This window comes from Paenibacillus glucanolyticus, from assembly GCF_037333485.1.
Lineage (GTDB): Bacteria > Bacillota > Bacilli > Paenibacillales > Paenibacillaceae > Paenibacillus_AQ > Paenibacillus_AQ glucanolyticus.
The window spans coordinates 2,842,956-2,868,556 of sequence record NZ_CP147845.1; the positions used below are offsets into that span (position 1 = coordinate 2,842,956).

The following is a 25,601-nucleotide window of genomic DNA, read 5'->3' on the forward strand; positions in this document are numbered from 1 at the left end:
CAAGTGCAACATGTTTCATCGGCAGTGGTCCGGGTATATATATCCTAAGTGGGAAGTGGAGTCACATCAACACCAGACGGATAACAAGACTGTTAAAGTCGGAATTACCGAAAGGACTTGATACCCATGAAGCATATAACGAGGAATAAGGAAGGCACCGCCTGAATTATTCCGAAGACATCCTAAGTAATGTAATGATGGTTTGTGAACGGTAATAACCGCTTCCCACTTTAAAAAACTCTGCGAGGCATCTCGTGGAGTTTTTTTCGTTGCATCCCAGCTGGATATGCTGATCTTTTGCTGAAAAGACTGTTCACAATATTGAGGGAATGGCGGCATTCGATGGACTGCTTCTATGATATACTTATGAATTGGATACAATGGTAAGTAACATGGATGAGATTGTAAAGAACCTACATAATTGAGGTGTATATAGTGACAACTATAGTAGTGATCGGCGGCGGCATTACCGGACTTTCAACCTTATACCACCTGCAAAAAGAGTTAAAGCTTCGTCATCAGGAGATGAATCTGGTGCTTATTGAGGCAAGCGAAACGCTTGGAGGGAAAATTCGAACCGTTCAGAATGGCGAGTTTATTATGGAAACCGGCGCGGATTCCATCGTGTCCCGAAAAACGAATGTGGCACCGCTCTTGGAGGAGCTTCAGCTAACGGATCAGGTTGTGTATAATGCCACGGGAACCTCTTTTATTTACACAAGCGAGGGACTGAAGAAAATTCCGGACGAGAGTGTGTTTGGTATACCGCTTAGCCTGAGGTCGCTGGCCGAAAGTGAGCTCGTATCCGCGGAGGGGAAGGTAGTGGCGCTCAAAGATTATTACACGCCCAATGAGACATTCACCAGGGATGATTCGCTGGGGGAGTTTCTTGAAGCATTTCTTGGCAAGGAGATTGTGCAGAAGCAGATCGCTCCGGTCATATCAGGGGTGTATTCCGGAGATCTTCATGACTTGACCATTGCCTCCACCTTCCCCTATTTGCTTGATTACAAAAATACATATGGCAGCATCATGGGCGGCCTCGCAGAGAATAAGCAGAAGTACCTGGGTGCGGGAAACAAGAAATTCATCTCCTTCAAAGGCGGCGTCTCGGCTTTGATTGATGCCCTGGAAGATACGGTTTCTCAAGCAGGAGCAGAGATTTACAAAGGAACAGCAGCAGCGAAGCTGAAGAAAGTAGCTGATGGCTATGAAATTGCACTCTCCAACGGAGAGAAGCTTGAAGCCGATTATGTTGTGCTGAGCACGCTGGCTTCATCTGCGAAGGAATTGCTGCAAGATCCACACCTTAACGAAGACTTCGATCAGCTGTATACCAAATCCCTCATCAGTGTGTATCTTGCTTTTGATATACAAGATGAAGAACTTCCTTATGATGGCACAGGATTCATTACGGGCAAAGGCACACATTTGAAGTGTGATGCCTGCACCTGGACCAGTCGGAAATGGGAGCATACCTCCGAGAACAAGCGATTATTGATGAGATTGTTCTACAAGAGCTCCAATCCGCATTATGAGGAGTTAATCCGGTTAACGGACGATGAATTGAAGCAGGTCGGGATGGAGGACATCAACCGCAGCTTGGGTATTACGGCAGAGCCGGTCTCCTGTGAAGTTACGAAGTGGCATGACGACATGCCGAATTACCATTTGAAGCACAGACAGGTTGTAGAATCATTGGAGCACAAACTAAAAGATTCGTATCCTAACGTGATTCTTGCGGGATGTTCTTACTATGGGGTAGGCATCCCGGACTGTATTGCGAATGGTGAGAATACGGCTGGTCAGATTATGGAACGTAATCAGGAGGCAAACACATGACCATCTACATTGCACTGCTTCGAGGGATCAATGTCGGCGGCCACCATAAAATAAAAATGGCCGATTTAAGGAAGATGCTGGAGGGCATGGGGCTAACCCATGTACAAACCTACATTCAGAGCGGAAACGTACTGTTTCAATCCGCGGAATCCAAAGCAGCTCTGCGTGCAAAGATGGAGCAGGGCATACTTGAAGTGTTTGGCTTCCCGGTGCCGGTGCTGCTCAGAACCTCCTCGGAAATCGAAGGGATTATTCGGAATTGTCCTTTCTCAGAAGAACGTATTCGCCTTGCCGAGGAAGCCTCAGAGTTTGAAAGCCTGTATGTTGCCATGCTGCCAGAAGTACCTGCAGTTGAAGAGGTTGAGAAGTTGAAGAACTATGAGAACGACAAGGAAGCCTTTGAAGCGATAGGTGAAGAGGTCTATTTATTATTTAAGGAAAGCGTCCGGAATTCCAAGCTGGCAGGGCAATTATCCAAGCTCAGTCTACCCGTCACGATGCGGAATTGGAAAACGATGAACAAGCTGGCACAGCTGGCCATGGAGATGCAGAATGAGCTGCCTCAATAGTTGAATGGGGCGAACTCGCATCGATGAGTAATCAACGCTCAGACATAATGGTTTTGAAAGAGAGTTGTTTCGTTTATTGAGGATCGGGTAAATATAGAATAAGTGGGAAGTGGTATTGTCAATCGACGGACGGAAGAACTTGATGTCATTCCGAAAGGCAGTTGATTCGCCATGAACACTCGCAAAAGGAGAAGAAGAGCGAGATTTCTTCGATTCTTTTCAGGTAAGGCACCCTAGCAATTGGAAAATTGCTGCATAACGAACTTCAAATCGCTTCCCACTCATAAGGATCCTGCGATATCATTCGCGGGGTCTTTTTTTTGTTTATAGTTAGTAGATCGATCAGGAATTTCAGGTAGACTTTTTTTCTGCGTCGGTATAATAGACTAATCTTGCTTTATTGGCTTATTGTCGCGGTTGCTCGTTTTCTACTAATTGTTTATAGTTAAATCTGAGAATGATTGAAGCGTTTTCAAATAGTTCACAACGAATTAATTTGTACCTACATTTTATGATAGGCGGATTTTAAATGAGAATACCCGTTAAGCTATTCAAAATGCGTCTATTACCCCAGTTGGTCATCTTGATAAGTGTTGTTGTTGTCATCGGAATGGTGCTTGCTGGAACATTATTTTCGGCTATGCTCGACGACATTTTGAAGCAATATATCGGTCAGCAGGCGATGACGGCAGCCAAGATAGCTGCCATGGATAAACGAATTATCCACGCGTTTGGTCTACCTGATCCTTCAGAGGAAATTCAACCCATTGCTGAACAAATTCGTATTGAAACGGGAGCAAGCTATGTTGTAATCGGCAATAAGGAAAATATTAGATATTCACACTATGATCCCTTTCAAATTGGACAAGTGATGGGGACGACAAACGAACCGGTTTTTTTGGATGAGATGTCCGTCATTTATGAAGGAAGCGGCATATCCGGTCCAGCGATTAAAGCAAAAACACCGATTCGTGATCAACAAGGTGATATTATCGGAGTATCGTCTGTTGGCTTCCTGCTTGATGAAGTCGAGAACAAAATTGCCCAATATAACAAACGAATTTTTATGCTAACGATATCGCTGTTTCTACTAGGCTTTGTGCTAGCTTATCTGATTGCTCTTCGGGTCAAAAGTTTGACACTGGGCCTAGAGCCTGGGGAAATTTCCTTCTTGTACAAAGAACGGGAAGCTACACTGGAATCGATGCATGACGCTATCGTTACTGTTGATATGGAAGAGCAGGTTGTAACGATGAACCGAAGAGCACGTGAGCTGCTGCACAGAAATTTACGAGTCGGACGGAAAATGAACCATCATAAGCTTCGTGAAGTGATTCGTTCAGTAACCTCTACGGGTCAAGGAACAAGCAATCAGAGGATTTTTCTTGACGCTCAAGTTTTCGTCATGCATGTAGAGCCGATCTTGCTAAGCAACGAAGTGAAAGGTGCGGTATTTACCTTCCGGCCAGAGTCTGAAATTGAACAATTGGCGGAGGAGTTTTCGAAAATTAAAGCTTTTTCCGACAATATGCGTTCTCAAAACCATGAATATTTGAACAAATTGAATATTATATATGGACTGCTCAGCCTGAAGCATTACGATAAAGCGATCGAGATTATATCTGACGAGGTCAAAGAAAGGCAAGATATTATTGGCTTCCTTATGACTTCTGTCAAAGTTCCACTAATTGCGGCCTGTCTGTTAGGTAAGATTAATCGTTCCAAAGAATTAAAGGTATCTCTGGAGATCGATCCAGAAAGTCATTTGACTTACTCACCGTCCGAGAGGGATACGAAGGCGCTTGTTACCGTGATTGCCAACATTATAGATAACGGTATGGAGGCTGCACGCGGTAGAGATGAATCAAATGCTATCGTGAATATTTTTTTCACAGACCTTGGTAAAGAAATCGTTTTTGATATTGAGGACAACGGCCCAGGTGTTACGAAGGAACAGGAAAAAGCAATCTTTGCTCAAGGCTACACAACCAAATCGGGAGAAAACCACGGCATCGGCTTGACCATCGTAAAACACGCTCTATTAGAAATAGATGGACAACTGTTTATTGATCAAAGCTCACTTGGAGGGGCCAGGTTCACAATCGTTATTCCCAAAAGGCAGCTATTTATTGATGAAAGGATTAGAGAGGGGGATGTTAGTGGGAGCGAAGGAAAAATGTATCCAAGTGATGATTGTTGAGGACGATAGCATCGCTGTAAAAATATACGAACAGTTTACTCACAAAATAGAAGGTTTTCGAATAGTAGCTTCGGCAAGTAATGGTCATCAAGCTTTGCAATTGCTGGAGGTGTTTTCTCCGGATTTACTCTTGCTGGATGTATTTTTACCCGATATGCGTGGCATTGATCTGCTATGGAAGATTCGTCAGTCGCATCGGCAAATGGATGTCATTTTGATAACTGCCGCTAACGATAACGAAACCGTGAGCGAAGCAATACGAGGCGGTGCATTCAGCTATATGATTAAGCCTATTATGATCGATAAATTTACGAGTACATTAGAGAGATACAAGCGTATACGAAATCAGCTAAATGATCAGGATACGATTGATCAGGATGTGGTTGATCAATTATTCCGACCTGCCGATACAGTGTTACCTAGCTCGAACTCCTCATCAAGGAGCAATGTTTTGCCTAAAGGGATCGACAAGCTAACATTGAAGCTGATACGTGAAAGGATCAGAACCATGCCTGAGCCAGTAAGAGTAGATGAATTTGCTGAGCTCTCCGGAATGAGTTATTCCACAGTGAGAAGATATTTGGAATATATGGTATCCATAGAAGAAGTTCAAATTGATATCAGTTATGGCGTAGTAGGTCGACCGGAACGAAAGTATAGATGGTCTCAATAGAAAATGAAAGAAAGGTATACCCTCAAGTACCGTCGTTGGCAGAGGATATACCCTTCTTCTGTTCGAACAGAATCGAGCTATAGATTATTTTTGCATACCGAGAGAGGTCAACAATTCTTGAATCACCTTTTCCTGATCTTCCAGAAACTTTTGGAAGTCAGCGGCATTTTTATAACCGTTCTCCCATCCGTTAGCTTGCAGCTGCTGTTTCCATTCTTCTTTCTCTGACAAGGTTTTTAACTGGGCGTTCCAATATTCGACTGCATCAGCAGGCATATCCTTGCTTCCGAATAGTCCGCGCCATATTGTGAATTCTGCATCGATTCCTTGTTCCTTATAGGTAGGAATATCTGCAAACTGTCCTGTAAGCCTAGCTGGTGCTGAGATTCCTAGTACTTTAACTTTGCCTGCTTTTTGATACTCCGTTACTCCTGAAATATCGGTAGACAAAACTTCAACATGGCCTCCAAGCAGAGCAGTTATCGCTTCGCCTCCTCCATCATAGGAAATAAATTTAATCTTGGTAGCATCTACGCCCGCTTTCACCGCTGGAAGCATTGCGATTAAATGATCTTGAGAACCGGGAGCAGATCCGCCAGCGAGGGTTATGCTTGATGGATCGTTCTTTAGATCAGCAAGGAGCGTTGCCAAATCATTGTATTTGGAATCAGCTTTTACGACGATAGCTCCGTAATCTGTTGTTAACTGGGCAAGTGGAGTCAAATCACGGAATGAATACGGGCTGTGTCCTTCTTTTCTCAGATTGTTGATAATGAGTGGAGCGGATGGCAGGTACAGTTGATATGCATTGTTTTTCTCTTGGGTGAAATCAGCTAATCCAACGGCCTGACCACCACCGGGCTTATTTTCAACTGTAATGGACTGTGTGACAAGCTTTGTTTGGTTAAGGACTTTCGATAACGCTCTGGCTGTCAGATCAAGTCCACCGCCAACTCCGGATGGAGCCGTGATGGTAATTGCTTTTTTAGGGTAAGACGACTTTTGAGCTTCTGATGATGTAGAGGTTGCTGCAGTCTCTGTTTGGTTTGCAGATGTTTCCGTTTTATTCGAACCACCACATGCTGTTAGTCCAATTGCTAAAATAACGGAAATAAGAACGACTTTCCATTTTGGAATCAATGTGTTCATATATACCCCTCCATTTTTTGATAACGCTTTCAAATACAATTCAAACATTATCACATGGAGAAATATTTACATAGTTAATGCCCATTTTTTTTAAATTTTGTAAATCGATTATTTTATTCATATTTTTTTCAATGGATTGTGTATTTATCGTTTTCAAAAAGTGATGCAGCGGATGGTAGTGACTCAAAAGAAATATTAGTTTAAGTAAAAATGAACTTAGCAAGTTATTCGAATCAAGAGGCTTTTGCCCGAGTAAATTCATTTGTGCAAGCACAGGAAGGGTGAGTGCATGCTGGATTGGGGATTGCTGCTTGCAGCACGGCTGTTATAGCCTTGACAGGCAGCATGCAGAGTGGTTAAGAAAGAGGGGCGGAGCATGTATTTTAGGCCTCTACGGCTGCATCGCCTGAAGGATCCAGACCGTTAATGGAATACCCATGCATTTATTAGCTGCGGTATCGGACGGAACCGACGGATTCAGCGATGCCCGGCATAAGTGGAATATGGTCATACCGTTAAGCTGAAGAGGTACAACGCTATCGAAGCTGCAAAGCGATAGGAGAAGCGTAACCTGCAAGAGTGGACGCTTGAACAAACGTGCGCTCTTGCAGGTTATTTTTATCCAATGATCAAAAGGTCTGCCCCTTTACCTTCAATAAGTAGGCCAGCCCTGGGCGTCCCAGTTCAGGTCATTGATGAGCAGCTTCGGCGTACCGTTGTCCGTTGCGTCATAAGCATGTCTAATGATGATGTTGTTATACACATCTTGGTGTCCGGGCCCCTTCCAGACGGCATTGCCGCTGTCCATGATCGTGCCGCCGCCGTTCATCATGCTGGTTCCGTTCTTGTCTACGTAAGGGCCCGTGATATTGACAGAACGGCCATAAGCGATTTTATAAGTGCTGTTCACGCCCTGACAGCAGGAATCAAAGGAGGCAAACAGATAATAGTAACCGTTTCGGTAGATGATCGTTGGCGCTTCTACGGCACCGCCGTTGTTAGGACGTGAGGCAATGGAATAAAGCGTGCCTGTCGGTTTCATCGTGCTTGCATCCACGCGTGTCAGCTTCAGTCCGCTCCAGAACGAACCGTAGGCGAGCCAAGGGTTACCGTCCTTGTCAATCGTCAGGGTGGGATCGATTGCATTATAGTTGTTAGATGATGTCGTCCGTGTAACCAGACCGTCGTCGCGCCAATTGCCTGAGGTGATGCTGGTAGTCGAAGTCAAGCCGATGGCGGATGTGTTGGACCCGAAGGACGAGATCGAATAATAGAGCCAGTAACGACCGTTGAAATATTCAATATCGGGTGCCCAGAGATCATTCGTGCTCTGATTCGGTACATAGGTCTTCCACCAGGAAAGCGGAGAGGAAAATACCTGATTGGCCCTGGTCCAGTTCGTGCCGTTGCTGGATTTCAGCAGCTGAATGCCCTGTCCTGTTGAGAAGGTGTACCATGTATTCCCTTCCTTGATGATCGTTGGATCGTGAACGACAATATCACCGCTAAGGTTCCAGAAAGCGCCGAATGCCGACTGTGCGCCCGTGACGCACAACCCAATGGCAAGCACAAGCGAAGTAAGCCATTTTCTCTTCTTGTTCATTCGTTATATCCTTCCTTTCAATCTGAATTAGAGAGAACGAATCCGTGAAATACTTCTAGAATAAATCACCTCCGATTTGTTTGAAATTTATTTCATGTTAATATAAATCGATTTATGTTATTATAAATTATAAAAGCGCTTCCAGTATAAGTAAAGTACAAATTCTATGACAAGATCGACCCGCCTGTTCAACTGAATATTGGCTGTGGAATACAGAAGATTCAGGTCTAGTCTTCTATATACAAACAAAGCCCCGCGAACCTCGCAGGGCTTTGTTTCGTGTTTGTATTCCAATCGTAATCAGACCCAGCGTCCGCCGCGGAATACTGGCTCAACCGTGCCGTCCACCAGCTCGCCATCAATGTCGAGCTCAGCAGACCCGATCATGAAATCGACATGCGTCAAGCTGACATTGGCTCCACGAGCCAGCAGTTCCTCCTTGCTCAGCTTGGTACCGCCCTCTATATTGACCGGATAGGCGCTGCCAAGTGCAAAGTGACAGGAGGCATTCTCATCAATCCCGGTGTTATAGAACACCCGATTCAGTTGAGAGATCGGCGAGTCATGCGGAACGAGCGCCATTTCCCCGAGATAGGATGCACCCTCGTCCGTGTCGAGCAGTGTTGTGAGATGCTCCCGTCCGGATTCGGCTTCATACTCGACTACCTTGCCGTCCTTGAAGGTAAGCTTGATGCCTTCAACCAATCGGCCATTCAGATTGAGTGGAAGCGTACTGGTTACGGTACCGTTCACGCCTGTACGGTGCGGCATCGTATAGATCTCTTCTGTTGGCATATTGGCAACAAAATATACGCCGGCTTCGTTCTCATCGCCGCCGCCGAGCCATAGATATCTCTCCGGCATATCAACACGCAAATCGGTTCCCGGTGCGCGGTAGTGAAAGCTCTTGTAGCGCTTTGCGTTCATGTGATTTTGTCGCAGCTTCAGTTGAGCTATATGATCGCGCCAGGCTGCTACCGGATCGTCGTTTCCGACACGGGTCATCTGGAATACGGCCTCCCACATGGCTGGAACCCGCTCTTCTTCAGGGAGGTCTGCAAACACTTTATTAGCCCATGCACGCGTAGGCGCCTTAATGAGCGACCAGCTGATTTTGTTGTTGCGCACATAATCCTGGTATTTCTCGCTGGCTACAGCGGCAGCTTTTACAGCCGTAGATACTTTGGCTGAGTCAATTCCACGGAACAGCTCTGGATCCGGTACCTTAATGCGCAGAATGGCACCTCCGCCTTCGGCAAGCTGCTGCATGGCATCTGCCTGCCACTGTGGATAATACCCGAAGGAATCGTCAGGTGCCTTCTCATAACGAATTCGGGTGATTTTCTCGTCTTCCCAATCGACTTGCACATATTTGGCGCCCGCATCATATGCCTTGGCTACGATGTGGCGGGTCAAATCTACGGTTTCAATGGGCGCATTGACGATTAGAACTTGACCTGGCTGAACGTTTACGCCCACTTTAACGACCAGCTCCGCGTATTTCTCCAGATTTTTCTCGAAATTGTCCATATGTAGATGTCCTCCATTTCAGATGTACACTTTATTCTATCACGTTAACAGTAGACACTAAACAAATGGATGATGGCGATATCGGTAATTGCCTCTTTTTCTTGTCCAGAGTAAGGGAGATTTGTCTCCGAAGCAGATGTTTCAATTCATGCAGTGAGCAATCTGACTGTCCACATTGTTTAACTTTGCCTCGTAGAAGGAGAGCATTTCCTCGCAGTATTCGTAAGCATCGGGCGAAGCCACCTCACCGCGGAGTAATACCCGTATTTGATCTGTGGTCAGACCGAGCTTCAAGTACAATGGAATCATCTTGACCCGTTCGATCGCGGATGCGCGTTAAAATCGCGGTAATCATTGTCCAGTCTGTCGGCTTCCAGCAGTCTTTTTTGCTCATAGTGCCGGATGGAGCGCATGGACATGACTGTGTTGTGATAATTCGCTGATCTTTATTCCATGTGTATCTCCCTACTTAAATTAGATAACCAGATTATCGCTACGAGCTGCCTGTGCTTTAAGGATGGGGGTTCTCTGAACTATTTATATAAATAGAATTCCCGTGCAAAAGTGTGACAATCAGCTGTCATACATTCTGGATTACACTGACTTTAGTAAATAAGGAAACGTACTGAGAAGGAGTGTTTGAGAAACGTGAAAACGAATCAAGTTAACAAACTGCCCATCGTGCTTGCCGGGCTGCTGCTCGCCATCCTGATGGCTTCCATGGACAATACGATTGTAGCGACGGCCATGGGAAATATCGTGGGAGAGCTCGGCGGACTCGATCATTTCGTATGGGTGACCTCCGCTTATATGGTCGCTGAGCTGGCAGGGATGCCGATCTTCGGGAAGCTGTCCGATATGTATGGGCGCAAAAAGTTTTTTGTATTCGGGATGATTGTATTTATGCTGGGCTCCGTGCTGTGCGGAACGGCAAGCTCCATTACGGAACTGGCGCTGTATCGTGCGGTGCAAGGAATCGGCGGTGGGGCACTCATTCCGATTGCATTCGCCATTATGTTTGATACGGTTCCGCTTGAGAAGCGCGGCAAGCTTACAGGTTTGTTCGGAGCTGTGTTCGGGTTATCGAGTATATTTGGCCCGCTGGCAGGGGCATACATTACGGATCACATCACCTGGCAGTGGGTGTTCTATATCAATTTGCCCATTGGAATCGTGGCTTTCATGATGGTCACGCTGTTCTACAAGGAGTCGCATGAGCGTTCCAAACAACCAATTGATTGGATGGGAGCAACCACTCTCCTGACAGGCGTTATTTGCTTCATGTTTGCACTGGAGCTTGGCGGCAAGCAATTGGCATGGGATTCCTGGATTTTGATTTCCTTGCTCGCTGCTGCTGCCGTTATGCTGGTTGTTTTTGTTCTAGCCGAGAGAAGGGCAAAGGAGCCAATCATATCATTCAGCCTGTTTAAGAATAAACTCTATACGTCCAGTGTGTTATGCGGTTTATTCAGTGGCGGATCGTTTATCGTGGCTTCCGTATATATACCGATCTTTATCCAAGGCGTACTTGGGGGAAGCGCAACCAACTCGGGTCTCGTTCTGCTGCCGATGATGCTGGGCTCCGTCATAACAGCTACGGTGAGCGGTTTTCTGATGAGCAGAATATCTTATCGAAACATCATGATTCCAACACTGGTCCTGTTCACGGGGGGCATGGTGCTCGCCTCGACGCTGACGGCGGAATCAAGCCGGCTGATCGTCACCTTATACATGGTGCTAATTGGGCTTGGCATCGGGGGCTCGTTCTCTGTGCTGGGAACCGCTGTGATGCATGGCCTGTCTTATAAACAGCGCGGCATGGCCACCTCGACCTTCAATTTCACGCGGTCGCTCGGTATGACGATTGGGATAACGGTGTTTGGATTGATACAGAGCCGCTCTTTTGCGGGTTCCTTAACATCGGGCGGAGCGAACAACGGTCACCTTCCTGAGGGATTTAATCTGCAGGATCCCCACGCGCTGTTGGCACCGGAGACTCGTGCGCTGATTCCGGCGGAGCTGTTAAAGCCGATATCGGACTCACTGGCATCCTCCATAGCTGCAACGTTCGCCTGGGCTATTGCTCCTGCCGCGTTAGCGCTTCTTGCCGCAACGGTTATGGGACGCAAGAAGCTGGATGAATCCGCAGAGGTGAAGGAGGCTGTCGTTGATTCGGCAGAGGAAGTCGAAGAATCCCAGGATCGGGAGAAGCTGGTCTTGGTTCCATAACAAGATAGCTTCGCCGTAGTTCATCATATGATAAGAGCTGCCTGCCGGTGTTCAGCCGATCAGGCAGCTCTGTTGCTGTTAGCTCTTAATGGCGCCTGCCGCAATATCTGAAATGAATTGCTTGCTGATAAACAGGAACATGACGATCAGCGGAATGACGGCGAGAAGGGTTCCGGCAATAACCATCGAGTAGTCGGTGGTGTAGATTCCGTTCAATGAGGAGAGTGCAACCTGTAAAGTGAATTTACTCTCATCGTTCAGAATGATGAGTGGCCAGAGATAATCATTCCACACGCCGATAAACGTGAAGGCGGCCAGGAATGAAAGAGCAGGCCGCAGAATAGGCAGCGATATATTCCAGTACAGGCGGAAGAATCCGCAGCCATCGATTTTACCGGCATCCAGCAGCTCCGATGGAACCGACTCCTGCGCATACTGTCTGATCCAGAAGATCCCGAAAGCGTTTACCATTCCCGGAATAATCAAAGCTTTGTAAGAGCCCACCCATCCAAACTCGGCCATGATAACAAACGATGGCACCAGGGATAGCTGGGCCGGGGCCATCATGGTGGCGAGCAGCAGGACGAACAGCCATTTTTTGCCCGGAAATTGGAATTTAGCAAACGTAAAACCAGCCAGGGAATCAAAGAACAACACCAGAAGTGTGCACGCAGCAGCTACGAACAGGGTGTTCCAGAAGGCCCCGAAAAAGTCGATGCTGCTGAGTACCCTGGACACGTTATCCAACAAGTGGGGACCGAACCATAATTTCGGAGGAAAGCTGTAAATATCCGAAGTGGTGCGAGTCGCCATAACAAGCAGCCAGTAGAAGGGAAAGATCGACAAGAGCAGTCCGGCGATTAATCCGAGATGCAGCAGAATGGATTTCCATTTGAACATACGATTCACCCCCATTATCAGTCATTGGAAGGATTGCCCTGCACCATTTTCCAGTTCACGATGGAAAAGAGGGCAATGAGCACGAACATACCCCAGCCGACAGCAGCGCCATATCCGAAATAGTTATTGACGAAGGCTTCACGGTATAAATACAGAACGATTGTCAAACCGCCGCCGCTTACGCCGCCGTCATTTCCGACAAGCACTTGCGGTTCGGTAAAAATCTGCATGCCGCCGATCGTTGATGTAATAACCGTAAAGAGAATGATCGGTCTTAAATTCGGAATGGTGATTTTGAAAAAGGATTGTATGCCTGAAGCTCCGTCGATCTTGGCTGCCTCGTACAGAACCGAGGGAATGCTCTGCAATCCGGCGAGATAGATAATGGCGTTATACCCCGCCCATCTCCAGATGACCATCACCGAAATGGCAAGCTGGATGCCCCATGTTTTGTTCAGCCACTCCACGGAGTTCAGGCCGAACAGAGACAGTATATAGTTGAGCAGACCGTAGTTGTTGGAGAATACCGTGCCGAATACAATGGCAACAGCGACAAGAGAAGTGACGTTCGGCAGGAAATACCCGATCCGGAAAAATGTGCGGAACCGCACAAACGATGCATTGAGAAGGAAAGCAACAACTAACGCAATAAATAGCATCGGTATCGTGGAGTAGATCCAGATGAGCAGCGTGTTGCCCACAGCTCTCCAGAATTCAGGATCGGTTAACATGAATTGATAGTTATTGAGGCCGTTAAAGGTCATCTCACCGATGCCATCCCACTTTTGAAAGGACAGAAACATGGAGAAGGCGATCGGGAACAATCCGAAAATGGCAAACAAGATGTAAAAAGGGGAGATCGCCAGATATTCCTTGCGATGTTTCCATATTTGAGCAGATAACCGGTCCTGTGACTTTGATTTCTTCGGAACAGGTTTGTGTTCCACGGGTGTATGATTCAGCATTGGATTATCCATCGTACTGTAACCTCCTGTAGCGGTTGGTATTTAAGTACTCATAGCAATCGAGGGTTGCAATAGGTTGAACACCGGCACGAAGATTCAGCGCAGCAATTCTTTTTTGACCCTTGCCAGCGCATCCTTCCATGCTTTATCGGGATTTTTGCCCTCAAGTGCAACGGAAGAAAGCTCTCGATTGACAATGCCGTTTAAATTTGCGTATTTCCCGCCGAAGTAAGCAGGTTTGACGTTGCGCGCAGATTCCGAGAAAACTTCACCTGTGGCCTGATTTCCGAAAAATTCTTCGGTTTCCTTCATCACAGGGGCGTCCAGTGCTTCCGTGGCGGAAGGAAAGAGATTGATTTTCTTGAAGGATTGAACCTGATTCTCCTGATTCTGAATATACTTCATGACATCAAACGCCTCTTGCGGATATTTACTGGTCTTCATGATGGCCAGGAAGGAACCGCCATTGTTGCCGTCTCCACCCGGTGCGCGTGCTACCTTCCATTTGCCGCTTGTATCCGGTGCTGCCTGCATTAGAATCTCCTTCATCCATACCGCACCGACAAAGGAAGCGATTCGTCCATTGTTCATGGCGGCATTCCATTCAGAGGAGGAGGTGGTGGTATTGGCACTCAGTTTCATCTGTGATGCTGTAACTGCTGTATCCCAAGCCGTCTTCATCGAGGACTCAGGTGACTCACCGATAAATGACCCATCCTCGGCAAAATATATATAGTCAGACTGGGCATTAATCTGAGTGTAGATGTTGGTGATGTTGTCGAGCATTTTTACTTTATTGTCAAAATGCTCTTGCAGTTTCAGCCCTGCCTCGAAATATTGATCCCAGGTGTTTATCTGTGCATACACATCATCAGGTTCGGACGGCAGACCGGCTTCCTCGAACAAATCCGCCCGATAATAGAGGGCAGTTGGCCCCGTATCGATCGGAAGCGCTATCATGGAACCTTCCGGGGTAACGCCAAGCTTCCATTTCCAATCGAGGAAATCGGGCTCGATTTCCTTGGCACCAAGCTCATACAGATCATAGAAGCGATCCGAGCTGGTAAACAGCTCTGCCACCCAGTCGTTAAAAGCAACGATGTCCGGTCCTCCGGAACCGGCAGCCAGCGTTGTTTTGAGCTTGGATTTGAAATCGCCTCCGATTTTTTGGGCATTGATACGGATACCCGGAAACTTTTGCTCGACGGATTTGATCAGCTCGTCGTCCAGGCTTCGGTTCCAATACCAGAGTGTAAGCGTTTTCGTTTTTTCGCTTGAAGTTGTTCCCGCGCAACCGCTGATTAACAAGATAAGAATAAGTAACCCTAAGCTAACCATCCTGCGTGTGTTCACTATCGTCAGCCTCCTAACGTGGTGAAATCAGTCATGCTTAAATCTTATTCAGTTACCAAGCTCGCGTGAGTAAAAATATATGATTAAGATAATAAACAATAGACTAAAAATTGAAACATTCCATATAAAGGAATAATTGCATAGCGCATGGAGACAATATCAAAGATTGACCAAAAATATGGAGTAGGAAGTGAAGGACAAGATGACAACGGCAAGAGATATTATGAGCTCGAATGTAAAAGTATGCACGCCTCAGGATTCTGTATCCACAGCAGCCCAAATTATGCGAGACATCAACTGTGGTTCTGTGCCCGTCTGTGAAGGAAAGAATGTTGTGGGGATGATTACGGACCGGGATATCGTCATTAAATCGGTGGCTGATTCCAAGGATATCAACACCGTGACGTGTCAGCACTGTATGACAACGAATGTTGTGAGTGCCTCTCCGGATACGGATGTGCACGAGCTGTCCCGAACGATGGCAGAACATCAGATCCGCCGGATTCCCATCGTGGACCAAGGGGAATTGGTGGGTATGGTTGCTATTGGCGATTTGGCAAAAGTGAATATCTTTGTAAATGAAGCAGGCGATGCACTCAGCCAAATTTCAGAGCAGACGCATTAAGCCTTGTTAAATCAACGTCATCTCGGAATATAGCAGCCCACGGGCTGCTTTTTTTTGTGGCGAATACAGCGAGCTGCCCTCTAATGTATAATGGCCTCCTTTCCAATGTGCGGATTTGTAATTCTTAGAATAACAATTTACACCTGCAGCGGTAACCCCGAGAAGATTGGAAGACGATGCATGGAATGGATATTCCCCCTTTCTTTGACTTTCTTGTATAATGGCTTCAAACCATTCTCATTATAAAATGATAGGGTATGGAAAAGGAGCGTTTTTGATGATCAACAGCTACGATGAGCTTCGGGTGCACGATTTGACCGGAAACCTGAGAGATGATGTGTATCGCTTTCTGCAGGAGCATCATTGTCCAAAAACGGCGGAGCATGTGCTGAAGGTGGGGGATGAAGCCCGCAGAATTGCCGTTCTTTATGACGCAGATCCGGTCGCTGCTGAATATGCCGGGTATCTGCATGATATCAGCGCCATTTTCCCGAGCCATGTCCGCATTCAGGTATCCCGCGAGATCGGGCTGGATGTATTGCCTGAAGAACAGCAATTTCCCATGATCATTCATCAGAAAATTTCGTCTTACATGGCCAGGGATCTGTTTGGAATGACCGATCCTGAAATATGGAGTGCAGTCGGCTGTCATACTACCTTGAAAGCTAAGGCTTCACTGCTAGACAAGGTGCTGTTTGTCGCTGATAAGATTGAATGGGATCAGACGGGGAGTCCTCCGTACTTAAGGGATATAACCGAGCAATTACATATTTCGCTTGATCATGCAGCATTTCAATATATTCAGCACTTATGGAATCAGCGTGAATCGCTTGCGGTAGTCCATCCGTGGCTGCAAGACGCATATTATGATTTAAGGGATGCTATTCGTTTAAAGTAATCGGAAATAAATGAAGTTTGGAGGCGGGTTCATGACGCAGATTGCATTGATCTCCGACATTCATGGCAACATTCCTGCACTGGAGGCCGTTCTGGTGGATATACAGCAGCGTAGAGTAGATGCCATCTATTGCTTGGGTGACTTGATTGGTAAAGGCCCGGACGGAGATACCGCAGTTGATATGGTAAGAACCCATTGCCAGCAGGTGATCAAGGGCAACTGGGATGATTTTATTGGCAAGGAAACCGATGATCCGGCCCTGCAATGGCAGCAGCAGAAACTTGGAACAGAGAGGCTACAGTATCTTTCCAGTCTGCCTTATACTATCGAGTTCATGATGAGCGGCAAATGGATCCGATTATTTCATGCGTCTCCCCGCAGTGTGTATGAGCGGATACAGCCGTGGCACGAACAGGAGAAGCGGGCCACCCTGTTTCACAGCTCCGCGTTATGTGGGAGCGCTAGAATAGCAGATGTCGCCGGTTACGGGGATATCCACAATGCGTTCCACCAGCATCTGGAAGGCAGAACGCTGTTTAATACCGGCAGCGTAGGCAATCCCCTTGAAATGCCGGAAGCCTCGTATGTTATTCTGGATGGAAGCTATGAGAGTGGTATCCCGGCACCCTTGAACTTTCAATTTATACGTGTTCCCTACAATATTGAGCAGGCCGTGCAGGATGCCATTCAATCGGGAATGCCCTCTCCTGAAGATTATATTCTTGAGATTCGAACAGGTCGCTATCAAGTCAAACGGTTATGAATAAGAGGGAATTGATTACTGTTTGAAGAAGTCTACGATAGAAATCCATACGAATAGATTCCAAGGGGATGGAAAATGAAGAAGACGCAGCTGGTACTGGATGTCGCAGGGGTATTAATCACCAATTTCTCACCCGCATTCTGGCATGATACGACCCGTGAGGATGGAATTACGTTTGGCGAATTGAAGTTGTTGTTTGCAACCGAGATACGTAAACCGTTATGGACAGGTCAAATGAGTGAAGAAGCTTTCTGGAATTGGCTAGCTGGGTATTGTCCTGTGGAACCGAAGGAATTGAAGACGATATTATTTAATAATCTGCACACAATGCCGGCATTTGATCTAGTCCCTGAGTGGTCTGTGCAAACCGATATTCATCTCCTCAGCAATCACAGGTCAGAATGGCTCCAGATGCTGCTTGATCCCATTAGGCCTTATCTTGCCAGCGTGACGATTTCTAGCGATGAGGGATGCTGCAAGCCGGATCTTCCGATCTATCATATCGTTGCATCCAAACTGGATGAAGGCAAATCCACTATCTATGTTGATGACCAGGCAAAAAATTTGAGGCCTGCTGAGGAGTTGTCCTGGAGCACGGTTCTGGCAGATCCGGAAGGTCAATGGATCAAGCTTGTCCAAAAAAAGCTTCAGGAAATGGATACATACATCATTTGATCGTTAACGATGGGCGAATATAAAAAAAAGACCTCACAACGACCATTGGATCGCCCGTGAGGTCTTCGACATGTATTATTGTTGGTTCTCGGAGTTGTTCTCAGCGTGTGGCTGCTGCTGTTCAAATACTTCTGCAGCTTCTTCAGCAGAAAACTCGGTGTCGAATTCACCTGGAACCGGCATTTTGTTCAATTTCGTGGTTTGCACTTCGGCTTTTGTTGGTTGGTTACCGTTATGGTTGGTTTCGCTCATCTTGGCACCTCCTTTATCGAGAATGACTTCTGTATTCTGCCAACAATGTCCTAATTTTATACAGAAAACAGCATCTTTTCCTGGCGTTTAGCTGCGTTACGTGCTTTTTTATAACCAGCTGCGATTTTATTTATTTCATGTTCAAAGGATGCTCGTTTCTCTGCTATCATAGGAGTAATCATTCGATTCATTTATCTGTATCAGGCAGTATATTCGGAACGGAGAATGTCATGATGAGCAGGTCCTATTCGTTCTTCCCTTTGGGAGATTCGGCAGTCCTTATCCAATTCGAAAGCTGGGTGAGCGAGAACATACATCGGGAGGTCACAGCTGCGGCGAGATGTATCGAAGAGAATCCGTTCCCGGGATTCGTCGAGTGCATTCCATCGTTTACCAGTGTTGCGATTTACTATGAACTCCATAGAATTAACAAACCTGACGAGTTTGATACCGTATATGCGTATATCTGCTCGATGCTGGAGCAAAGGATGGTGGCTGACGAAGCAGAGAAGGCAAGTGCGGTGCCTGACGTTGTTGAAATTCCGGTTTGCTATGGGGGTAAACACGGTCCGGATCTGGAGCTTGTGGCTGATAAGAATCGGCTCACACCCGAGGAGGTTATCCGGATTCATTCCGGCCAGGATTATCTGATCTATGCGATCGGATTTGCGCCAGGCTTCCCCTATGTCGGAGGAATACCGGACACTATCGCAACGCCGCGCAAAAAGACACCCCGGCTGCGAATTCCGCCTGGATCTGTGGGCATTGCAGGCAATCAAACCGGGATATACCCGATCGAGACGCCCGGTGGATGGCAGCTGATCGGCAGGACACCGCTTGCGTTGTTTCGTCCGGGAGCACAGCCGCCAAGCTTGTTGAAGGCTGGACAATATATCCGGTTTAGGCCCATTGAAACAGAGGAATATGAACGGATAAGGGAAGTGAGCTTATGGGTTTGACGGTAATTAAGTCGGGATTGCTCGTTACGCTTCAGGATGCCGGAAGATACGGTTATGGAAGATACGGCATCAGCGCGGGAGGAGTCATGGATGGCTTCGCCTATCGGGTCGCCAATGTACTCGTTGGTAATGAGGATGGAGCCGCAGTTCTTGAGATTACATGGTCTGGATTTGCGGTAGAATTCCAAAGCGATATGTGGGTTGCAATTACTGGCGGAGATATGTCGCCAGCGATCCAGGATACGAGGGTGCCTATGTGGCGTCCCGTATACATCAAAGCGGGCAGTGTCCTGAGCTTTCAACAGCGATTATCCGGCTGCCGCGCCTATTTGGCCGTTTCTGGCGGGTTCGAGGTTCCCATGGTAATGGACAGCTACAGTACATATTTGCGAGCCGAAATTGGCGGCTATGAGGGAAGACCGCTGCAGAAGGGGGATGTGCTGAATGCCCATCCCTCCCGTCTACCTCGGGTCTCATCAGGGTTTCCTTATGATGAGGCAGGCACCTTTTTCACTGTAAAATGGTCCGTCTCTGCGGACTTGTATTCAATCAACGATCAAGAGACTGTAGTGCGTGTGCTGAGAGGTCGCCAGTATGATGATTTTGACAGCAGCAGCAAGCTGGCTTTGTTCCAGAATTCCTTCCGCATAACTCCGCAATCGGACCGCATGGGCTACCGGTTGTCCGGTCCGCTGCTGCGGTTAAGTCAAGAGAAGGAGTATGTATCCGAACCGGTATCCATAGGCACGGTACAGGTGCCTGCGGATGGTCAGCCGATTGTTCTGATGGCGGATCGCCAAACGCTTGGAGGCTATCCAAAGATCGCCCAGGTTGCTTCTGTGGATGTTCCGTTAATTGCCCAGCTGCCGCCTGGCGGCATGATCCGCTTTAAGGAAATTACCTTAGCAGAAGCAGAACGGCTCTATACGGATTACATTCGTGAGCTTCGGATGACGGAAGCTATGATTAAGCTTAAATTAAAGGAGCGTGCTAACATTGGTTCGAGTGGATCTGAACTGCGATATGGGAGAGAGCTTCGGCGCTTACCGAATTGGCAATGATTCCGAGCTGCTTGGCAGCATTACTTCGGTTAATATCGCCTGCGGATTTCATGCAGGCGATCCATCTGTGATGCGGGCAACGGTGCGTCAGGCCATCGCGGGCGGTATCGCGATCGGAGCGCATCCAAGCTTGCCTGATCTGGTCGGCTTCGGAAGAAGGAGAATGGAGATTTCTCCTGCCGAAGCCTATGATATGGTGACCTACCAGGTTGGAGCGCTGATGGCTTTTACGATACAGGAGGGCGGTCAACTGAAGCATGTGAAGCCTCACGGCGCTCTCTATAATATGGCAGCGGCCTCAAGACCTCTTGCTGATGCGATAGCATCCGCCATCCACCGGATTGATTCGTCTCTTATCCTGTACGGATTGGCAGGCAGCGAGCTGGTCGCGGCAGGGGCTGCTGCCGGACTTCGCACGGCAAGTGAAGTATTTGCAGATCGGACCTATCAGGATGATGGCACGCTCACGCCGAGAAATTGGCCAGAAGCCATAATTACCGATGCGGAAGCTTCAGTCTCACATGTGATTCGGATGGTCAAAGACAAAGAGGTTATAAGCCAGACGGGCAAGGTTATCCCGATCTCCGCAGATACGATCTGCATTCACGGAGACGGCGCACATGCATCCCTGTTCGCGAGGACTTTGCGATCACGGCTTGAAGCCGAGGGTATAAGCGTGCAATCCATATGATATACTCCAATCAACTTGTTGGGAAAATGATCAAGCAAGCATACATAAATCAAGCACAGGAGACATGAGATATGATAAAAATATTAATTTCTGGCTTTGAACCATTTGGCGGCAGCTCCATCAATCCGACAGAAAGACTGGTTGAGGAAATCAGGCATGATTCCTTCCAGGGCGCTGAGATCAGAACGATTCTTCTTCCGGTACATTACGATGAATGTGCAGAAATTCTGCTGCAAGAGATGAGGGCGTACGTACCTGATGCCGTAATCGCCTGCGGTGTAGCCGGTGGCCGGACCGCCATTACGCCTGAACGAATTGCCGTTAACATTAAAGACATCCCGCCCGAATCCACGATTTCGGATAATCGGGGAGCGAGGCCGCAGGACGAGCTCATCGATCCTGACGGACCAGACGGATTGTTCTCGTCGCTTCCGATTCGATTGATGGTCAACCGGCTGAAGGAAGCGGGGATCCCTGCCTCGGTGTCCAATACCGCGGGAACGTATATATGCAATAACACAATGTACGCCATTCTGAACGAGATACGGATTCAGCAGCTAACTGCGATTGGCGGGTTTGTGCATTTTCCGGCTTCAACGGAGATGGCGGTGGAGAAGCCGGGTTTGCCGACGTTGTCACATGAAACCATGCTGGACGCCCTGAGGGTTATTGTACAATCGACGATTGATGAATACGGTAATCAGTTTTCACGAACCAGCTAACCAGCTAAACTGACAAACAGCGACTCAGCTGAAAAATCCCGCAAATCCAAACCATGCAATGTTCTCATGGTCGGGTTTGCGGGATTTTTTGTCCAGTTTAATCGAGCTCATCCTCGATAACAGGGATGCATGGGGAGAGGAAGGGATCATGCTGCTCCTGTAATCGGCCGCGTGCCAGCACCGACACCCGAAACTCGTTATCAAAGCCCTCTGTATTCTCATCATCCCGGGTATACAGAAGGCCGTACGATCCGGGAGCGATCTCACCGATTAATTGGTACAGCGAGACAACCTCGTCTGCTTCGACGCCCTTGCGGTTGGTAAAACCTCCGACATGAAGGTAATATGAACCGTTTGCTGCATTTAAGGACAGCAGGCCGCTGCCCCAAGCAAACTCGGTAATCTTAAGCTGTATTTTCTGAATGATTGCATCCAGCTGCCCAGCATCTATTTCGGCAGGATTCTCCTGGATGGTAGCCCAGCCGTGAAATTCATACATGAATGATCACTCCTTGTCGTTATAATGGATCGGTATCAATGTGGACCTCTATTCCATATCTTTGGCTGTATTCATGTAATTTGTCAATAACCGATTGGGCAGGCTCTCCTTCAAAATGATAATATACTTTTCTGCCAGTCTGCTCGGCAGCTTCAAAGGTGGCCTTCATTTGGTCACGCACCTTTTTGTTGACCTGCTGCAGCGCAGGCTTTGTCTGGGCAATGTATTCATCGCTGATGGCATCGAATTCGCGGCCGATCGGATCGCTATCAAATTTCATTCTGGATTCGCCGCCAAGTCGCTCGGCAAGCGCATCTGCGGCTGCATCCGGCTTGTTAACCTTCTGCAGCCCACCGGAATATCGCGGCACATCTTGTGGAGTGTTGCCGGCTTCGTCCGGTTTTTCATCATCGGGTTTGTTTGGTTCCGGTTTCTTCTCGGGCGGGCGCTCGTGGTCAGGAGGGTGATCACGACTTCCTCCAGATGGGGCATCCGGTTCTTGGCGCGGCTTCGACCCGACTTTCTCGGCGAGATTATCCAGCCACTTTTTCGCACGGGGACCCAGCTTCCTGGACAGCCAAGACAAACCTTTACCGAACGGTATTCGGCTGAGAACAACAGCTAATACGGCAGCTGCAGCATTCTGAGGGGATAACAGCTTCTTCGGATCGCGGATGTATCCGGCAATTTCATGTCCTCCACCTGCAATGCCTGCACCGGTCATGGCGATGCCAAGGGCCGGCCAGAAGCTGACAAACAGCATGGAAAGGGCGAAGGCGCCCAGTATAATAGCCGCTTGCTCCCAGCCGCTGAGCCCATCCCACCAATTCTGAAGAGAGTCAAACAGGCATGCAAAACACGAGGACTCACTTGCGAGAGCTGGAATGCCCATATTGGAGAAGATCCCCGCAGCAACAATAATGAGTCCGATTGCTCCCAGTACGGCAGCGTATCTCTGTACATTTTCCTGAACCTGATCCCTTTGGCCAGCTGCTTCATCGTTACCATACAGCAGCGAGAATCCGAGTTCCCGTCGATCACGATAGAATCCGATCAGATAGCCAAGACGTTTCCGGTCTGTAAAAAGAGCCGTCGTCATCTGCCAAAGCTCCGTAAAAGGATTGATGAGGGTTTCACCCTTCAGGACAGGCAGCCGCTCGCGAATTCGGTGCAAATCCAAATAGTCGATGAACAATCCCGCTGCCAGCAGGAGCAGGAAGAAGCCCTCGGTTCGGTAACCCTCCCCGGTCCAATCATGAATGGCAAGAAGCCAGTCAGGCAGCCGATTTTGACCGTTCCAGGCCGCATGATTCAGGATTGTCCAGAGCAGCAGCAGCACAGGAAAAACATAGACCCAGCGCGTCAGTTGTTTGGAGTACCGGATAGCGATTCCGATGCCAAGCGCAGTCATGGCGCTTTGTACAGGATGTGCAACATTCATCATGGTAGGAAGAAAGCTTTCTTCGAAGTATCCGGGGAATAGATCGAAGAACTCCCAATGAAGTGTTTTTCCACCGAGCCAAGTGACGCCATAATTGTTCTGGACCAGGCGTCTTGATAACTCCTCCATGAATTGAAACCCAATACCCGGGGCAGCGCCCAAAAGTACGTAATCACTCAGGCTAAGGGAGGTGGCTCTTCTTGAGAAGCACAGGAACAATGCCAGCGGCAGCAGCTTGTAAACTTCTTCAATGACAGGTGTCATTATGGCGAAGGACCATGTGTCGGTTGTCCGTCCTCCAAAAATCAAATGAAGACCCTGCATGGTCCAATTGGTCAAAGGAATGACCAGAAGAACACCTGAAAGAACAAACAAGCTGACCTGTTTCCAGGCCAACGTTTTACTCCGGCATAACAGCCAAAACTGCACCAGCACATAGAATGACCACAAATATTGGACAAGCATGGTACGAGACTCTTCGATCAGAATCAGGCTTATAACGAGCACTAGCAGGGAAAGCCAGGTAAATAAGTGATATACCTTTGTTATCATAGGGTATTTTCTTATCCATTCCCGCCACGCACCCATAACACCCTCGACCATATCCCTAATTCTCGTCCGGATAGTCGCTATAGAAGCTGTAATGGAATTCACCCCCCGCAGTATAATCCTTCAACCATTGAATTCCGGTACTCACACGATAAACAAGTTTTCTATATATTTACACATCTGGTCTTCATAGTGAAACATTTCTTTGACCAGCATATGCACCTCGAAGCGGAGGTATTGCTGAATAAAAAGAAAACTCCCCCAGGTACCCGGAAGAAGTAATCCGAATAACCAGAGGAGAGAAGTCCCAACTCATTATTTATATTTCACGACAATGGCATTACTGATCTGACGGCCCGGGGTTGTCAAGTAAGAGCCGTTGTAGTACAAGCCGCTTGAGGCGCCACCATCCAAATTCATCGCTTGGTATGCACCTGCCTGCTTCATGATTTCAGCGAGTTGAGGAATGGTTGCTCCGCCTGTCGTAAGCAAAATCAGCTTGTGATCCTTCGTGATACCAAGTGCACTTCGCGCACCGCCGCCCGTAAGAATCTTCGGATCTTTGAATCCTTCCTTCTTCACGTCGAGGGTCACCTTGCCATCCGTCAATAGACGCGGGCCAGCTTGAAGTGCGCCGTCCATATGTCCGGTATCGTATACGGATTTGAAATCAAGCCCGGGAATCATCGAGGCCAGATTGTTGCTGTCATATGTGAAGATGGTCCGATTATCTCCCGAGGCCTTGTGAAAAATATTGCCGTTGCTGACAAGATAGCCATACGGCGCCTTGTAGGCACCTGAAGTGTAGGCATCGAAGAACGTCCCGTTAATGGCCGCCACGGCATGGCTTCGTTTGGCTATACTGCGCAGATCCTCGACTTTACCTGCCTTATTGCCTGCAAGAACGACGTCCAGTTCTACCTTCGGATGGAGAAGCGAAACCGTAACAACCTGCGCGCTAAAGGATCTTGAACCAACCTTGAAGCTTTTTCTAGCCGTGGTAACGGGCTTGGACTGGCTGGATATGAGATTTCCTGATAGAACAGGCAGGGTGTTTACCATGTTTCCATCCGTAATTTTAAGAGTCGATCGGTTGTTGCTCCACGATAGATCCAGGCCCAGATGTTGGCTGACGAATTGCAGCGGCACATAGGTGGACCCGTTCTCAGAGAACGGTGCTGCCTTCATTTGAACTTTTTTGCCGTTTACATAGGCATTTCGGCTGCCCAGGTATAGTGTCAGAGCTTTATCACCACGACTGATGTTGAGTTTCTTTTCCGCAGCTGTATACGTCACCTGTATGTCTTCATAGGTCTTGAGTACCCCGACCGGAACATACGACTGGCTGTTCTTGTCCACATAGGCCAAGTTTTTTGGAGTGGATGCGGCATACAGCGGCGTCATTACTGTAAGCATAGCAAGCACTACGATTGCAATTATTCTCTTCATGTTT

Annotated in this window: 23 protein-coding genes and 1 pseudogene; 13 read left to right on the plus strand and 11 right to left on the minus strand. The window is 47.7% G+C overall.

Features of this window, described 5'->3' with window-relative positions; genetic code table 11:
• Positions 1–435 precede the first annotated feature (435 nt).
• The 4 genes from WDY75_RS13570 to WDY75_RS13585 all read left to right on the plus strand — a co-directional run bounded on the left by WDY75_RS13570 (position 436) and on the right by WDY75_RS13585 (position 5,284).
• A complete protein-coding gene (locus tag WDY75_RS13570) occupies positions 436–1,842 on the plus strand; it encodes a protoporphyrinogen oxidase (RefSeq protein ID WP_063479878.1) in 1,407 nt (468 codons plus the stop codon).
• The gene (locus WDY75_RS13575) at positions 1,839–2,411 is read left to right on the plus strand and encodes a DUF1697 domain-containing protein (RefSeq protein WP_063479877.1); all 573 of its coding nucleotides are present in this window, start codon (positions 1,839–1,841) and stop codon (positions 2,409–2,411) included. Before WDY75_RS13570 ends, WDY75_RS13575 begins: the two co-directional genes overlap by 4 nt.
• Positions 2,412–2,940: 529 nt before the next feature.
• Positions 2,941–4,611 carry a sensor histidine kinase gene (locus tag WDY75_RS13580; RefSeq protein ID WP_082834407.1) on the plus strand — a complete coding sequence of 557 codons (1,671 nt, stop codon included), beginning with the start codon at positions 2,941–2,943 and terminating at the stop codon, positions 4,609–4,611.
• Positions 4,601–5,284, plus strand: coding sequence for a response regulator (locus WDY75_RS13585; protein ID WP_231888262.1), 684 nt, complete (start codon positions 4,601–4,603; stop codon positions 5,282–5,284). Before WDY75_RS13580 ends, WDY75_RS13585 begins: the two co-directional genes overlap by 11 nt.
• Positions 5,285–5,368: 84 nt before the next feature.
• Here the strand turns inward: WDY75_RS13585 and WDY75_RS13590 are convergent, their stop codons facing one another.
• From WDY75_RS13590 to WDY75_RS13605, 4 genes and pseudogenes are all read right to left on the minus strand, one after another.
• Positions 5,369–6,433 carry a tripartite tricarboxylate transporter substrate binding protein gene (locus WDY75_RS13590; RefSeq protein ID WP_063479875.1) on the minus strand — a complete coding sequence of 355 codons (1,065 nt, stop codon included), beginning with the start codon at positions 6,431–6,433 and terminating at the stop codon, positions 5,369–5,371.
• A 652-nt stretch (positions 6,434–7,085) separates the two neighbouring features.
• Complete coding sequence (locus WDY75_RS13595) at positions 7,086–8,036, minus strand: glycoside hydrolase family 43 protein (protein WP_063479874.1); 951 nt, start codon at positions 8,034–8,036, stop codon at positions 7,086–7,088.
• A gap of 300 nt (positions 8,037–8,336) precedes the next feature.
• Positions 8,337–9,566: an aminopeptidase gene (locus WDY75_RS13600; protein ID WP_063479873.1), complete on the minus strand. Its 1,230-nt coding sequence runs from the start codon at positions 9,564–9,566 to the stop codon at positions 8,337–8,339.
• Between the two features lie 31 nt (positions 9,567–9,597).
• A pseudogene (locus WDY75_RS13605) lies at positions 9,598–10,016 on the minus strand (MerR family transcriptional regulator).
• A gap of 261 nt (positions 10,017–10,277) precedes the next feature.
• Between WDY75_RS13605 and WDY75_RS13610 the strand changes: the two are divergent.
• The gene (locus WDY75_RS13610; RefSeq protein WP_409348333.1) at positions 10,278–11,795 is read left to right on the plus strand and encodes an MDR family MFS transporter; all 1,518 of its coding nucleotides are present in this window, start codon (positions 10,278–10,280) and stop codon (positions 11,793–11,795) included.
• Positions 11,796–11,873: 78 nt separating this feature from the next.
• On the opposite strand, the gene WDY75_RS13615 is transcribed toward WDY75_RS13610, so the two are convergent.
• The 3 genes from WDY75_RS13615 to WDY75_RS13625 all read right to left on the minus strand — a co-directional run bounded on the left by WDY75_RS13615 (position 11,874) and on the right by WDY75_RS13625 (position 15,013).
• A complete protein-coding gene (locus tag WDY75_RS13615; protein WP_006210943.1) occupies positions 11,874–12,695 on the minus strand; it encodes a carbohydrate ABC transporter permease in 822 nt (273 codons plus the stop codon).
• Between the two features lie 17 nt (positions 12,696–12,712).
• Positions 12,713–13,672, minus strand: coding sequence for a carbohydrate ABC transporter permease (locus WDY75_RS13620; RefSeq protein WP_063479871.1), 960 nt, complete (start codon positions 13,670–13,672; stop codon positions 12,713–12,715).
• Positions 13,673–13,756: 84 nt separating this feature from the next.
• Entirely contained in the window at positions 13,757–15,013 is a 1,257-nt protein-coding gene (locus tag WDY75_RS13625) for an extracellular solute-binding protein (RefSeq protein ID WP_063479870.1), read from the minus strand.
• Positions 15,014–15,215: 202 nt separating this feature from the next.
• Between WDY75_RS13625 and WDY75_RS13630 the strand changes: the two genes are divergently transcribed.
• From WDY75_RS13630 to WDY75_RS13645, 4 genes are all read left to right on the plus strand, one after another.
• Positions 15,216–15,638 (plus strand): CBS domain-containing protein, encoded by a 423-nt coding sequence (locus tag WDY75_RS13630; protein WP_006210941.1) that lies wholly within the window; start codon positions 15,216–15,218, stop codon positions 15,636–15,638.
• 277 nt (positions 15,639–15,915) lie between these two features.
• A complete protein-coding gene (yqeK, locus tag WDY75_RS13635) occupies positions 15,916–16,536 on the plus strand; it encodes a bis(5'-nucleosyl)-tetraphosphatase (symmetrical) YqeK (RefSeq protein ID WP_197477159.1) in 621 nt (206 codons plus the stop codon).
• A 31-nt stretch (positions 16,537–16,567) separates the two neighbouring features.
• Entirely contained in the window at positions 16,568–17,299 is a 732-nt protein-coding gene (locus WDY75_RS13640) for a metallophosphoesterase family protein (protein ID WP_063479869.1), read from the plus strand.
• Positions 17,300–17,374: 75 nt separating this feature from the next.
• Entirely contained in the window at positions 17,375–17,974 is a 600-nt protein-coding gene (locus tag WDY75_RS13645; RefSeq protein WP_063479868.1) for a hypothetical protein, read from the plus strand.
• Between the two features lie 75 nt (positions 17,975–18,049).
• Here the strand turns inward: WDY75_RS13645 and WDY75_RS13650 are convergent, their stop codons facing one another.
• Complete coding sequence (locus WDY75_RS13650; RefSeq protein WP_006210936.1) at positions 18,050–18,226, minus strand: hypothetical protein; 177 nt, start codon at positions 18,224–18,226, stop codon at positions 18,050–18,052.
• Between the two features lie 233 nt (positions 18,227–18,459).
• Here WDY75_RS13650 and pxpB point away from each other — a divergent pair, with 233 nt between their 5' ends.
• The 4 genes from pxpB (at position 18,460) to WDY75_RS13670 (ending at position 21,659) form a co-directional block, all read left to right on the plus strand.
• Positions 18,460–19,185, plus strand: coding sequence for a 5-oxoprolinase subunit PxpB (gene pxpB / locus WDY75_RS13655; RefSeq protein WP_063479867.1), 726 nt, complete (start codon positions 18,460–18,462; stop codon positions 19,183–19,185).
• Entirely contained in the window at positions 19,176–20,246 is a 1,071-nt protein-coding gene (locus tag WDY75_RS13660) for a biotin-dependent carboxyltransferase family protein (RefSeq protein ID WP_063479866.1), read from the plus strand. The genes pxpB and WDY75_RS13660 overlap by 10 nt, the downstream gene beginning before the upstream one ends.
• A complete protein-coding gene (locus WDY75_RS13665; RefSeq protein ID WP_063479865.1) occupies positions 20,182–20,937 on the plus strand; it encodes a LamB/YcsF family protein in 756 nt (251 codons plus the stop codon). Before WDY75_RS13660 ends, WDY75_RS13665 begins: the two co-directional genes overlap by 65 nt.
• 71 nt (positions 20,938–21,008) lie before the next feature.
• Positions 21,009–21,659, plus strand: coding sequence for a pyroglutamyl-peptidase I (locus WDY75_RS13670; RefSeq protein ID WP_063479864.1), 651 nt, complete (start codon positions 21,009–21,011; stop codon positions 21,657–21,659).
• A 97-nt stretch (positions 21,660–21,756) separates the two neighbouring features.
• On the opposite strand, the gene WDY75_RS13675 is transcribed toward WDY75_RS13670, so the two are convergent.
• The 3 genes from WDY75_RS13675 to WDY75_RS13685 form a co-directional block, all read right to left on the minus strand.
• A complete protein-coding gene (locus tag WDY75_RS13675) occupies positions 21,757–22,158 on the minus strand; it encodes an immunity 7 family protein (RefSeq protein ID WP_063479863.1) in 402 nt (133 codons plus the stop codon).
• A 19-nt stretch (positions 22,159–22,177) separates the two neighbouring features.
• Positions 22,178–24,151, minus strand: a complete 1,974-nt coding sequence (locus tag WDY75_RS13680) for a restriction endonuclease fold toxin (RefSeq protein WP_231888176.1) — start codon at positions 24,149–24,151, stop codon at positions 22,178–22,180.
• A 312-nt stretch (positions 24,152–24,463) separates the two neighbouring features.
• Positions 24,464–25,597 carry a phosphodiester glycosidase family protein gene (locus WDY75_RS13685; RefSeq protein ID WP_036637203.1) on the minus strand — a complete coding sequence of 378 codons (1,134 nt, stop codon included), beginning with the start codon at positions 25,595–25,597 and terminating at the stop codon, positions 24,464–24,466.
• Positions 25,598–25,601 lie beyond the last annotated feature (4 nt).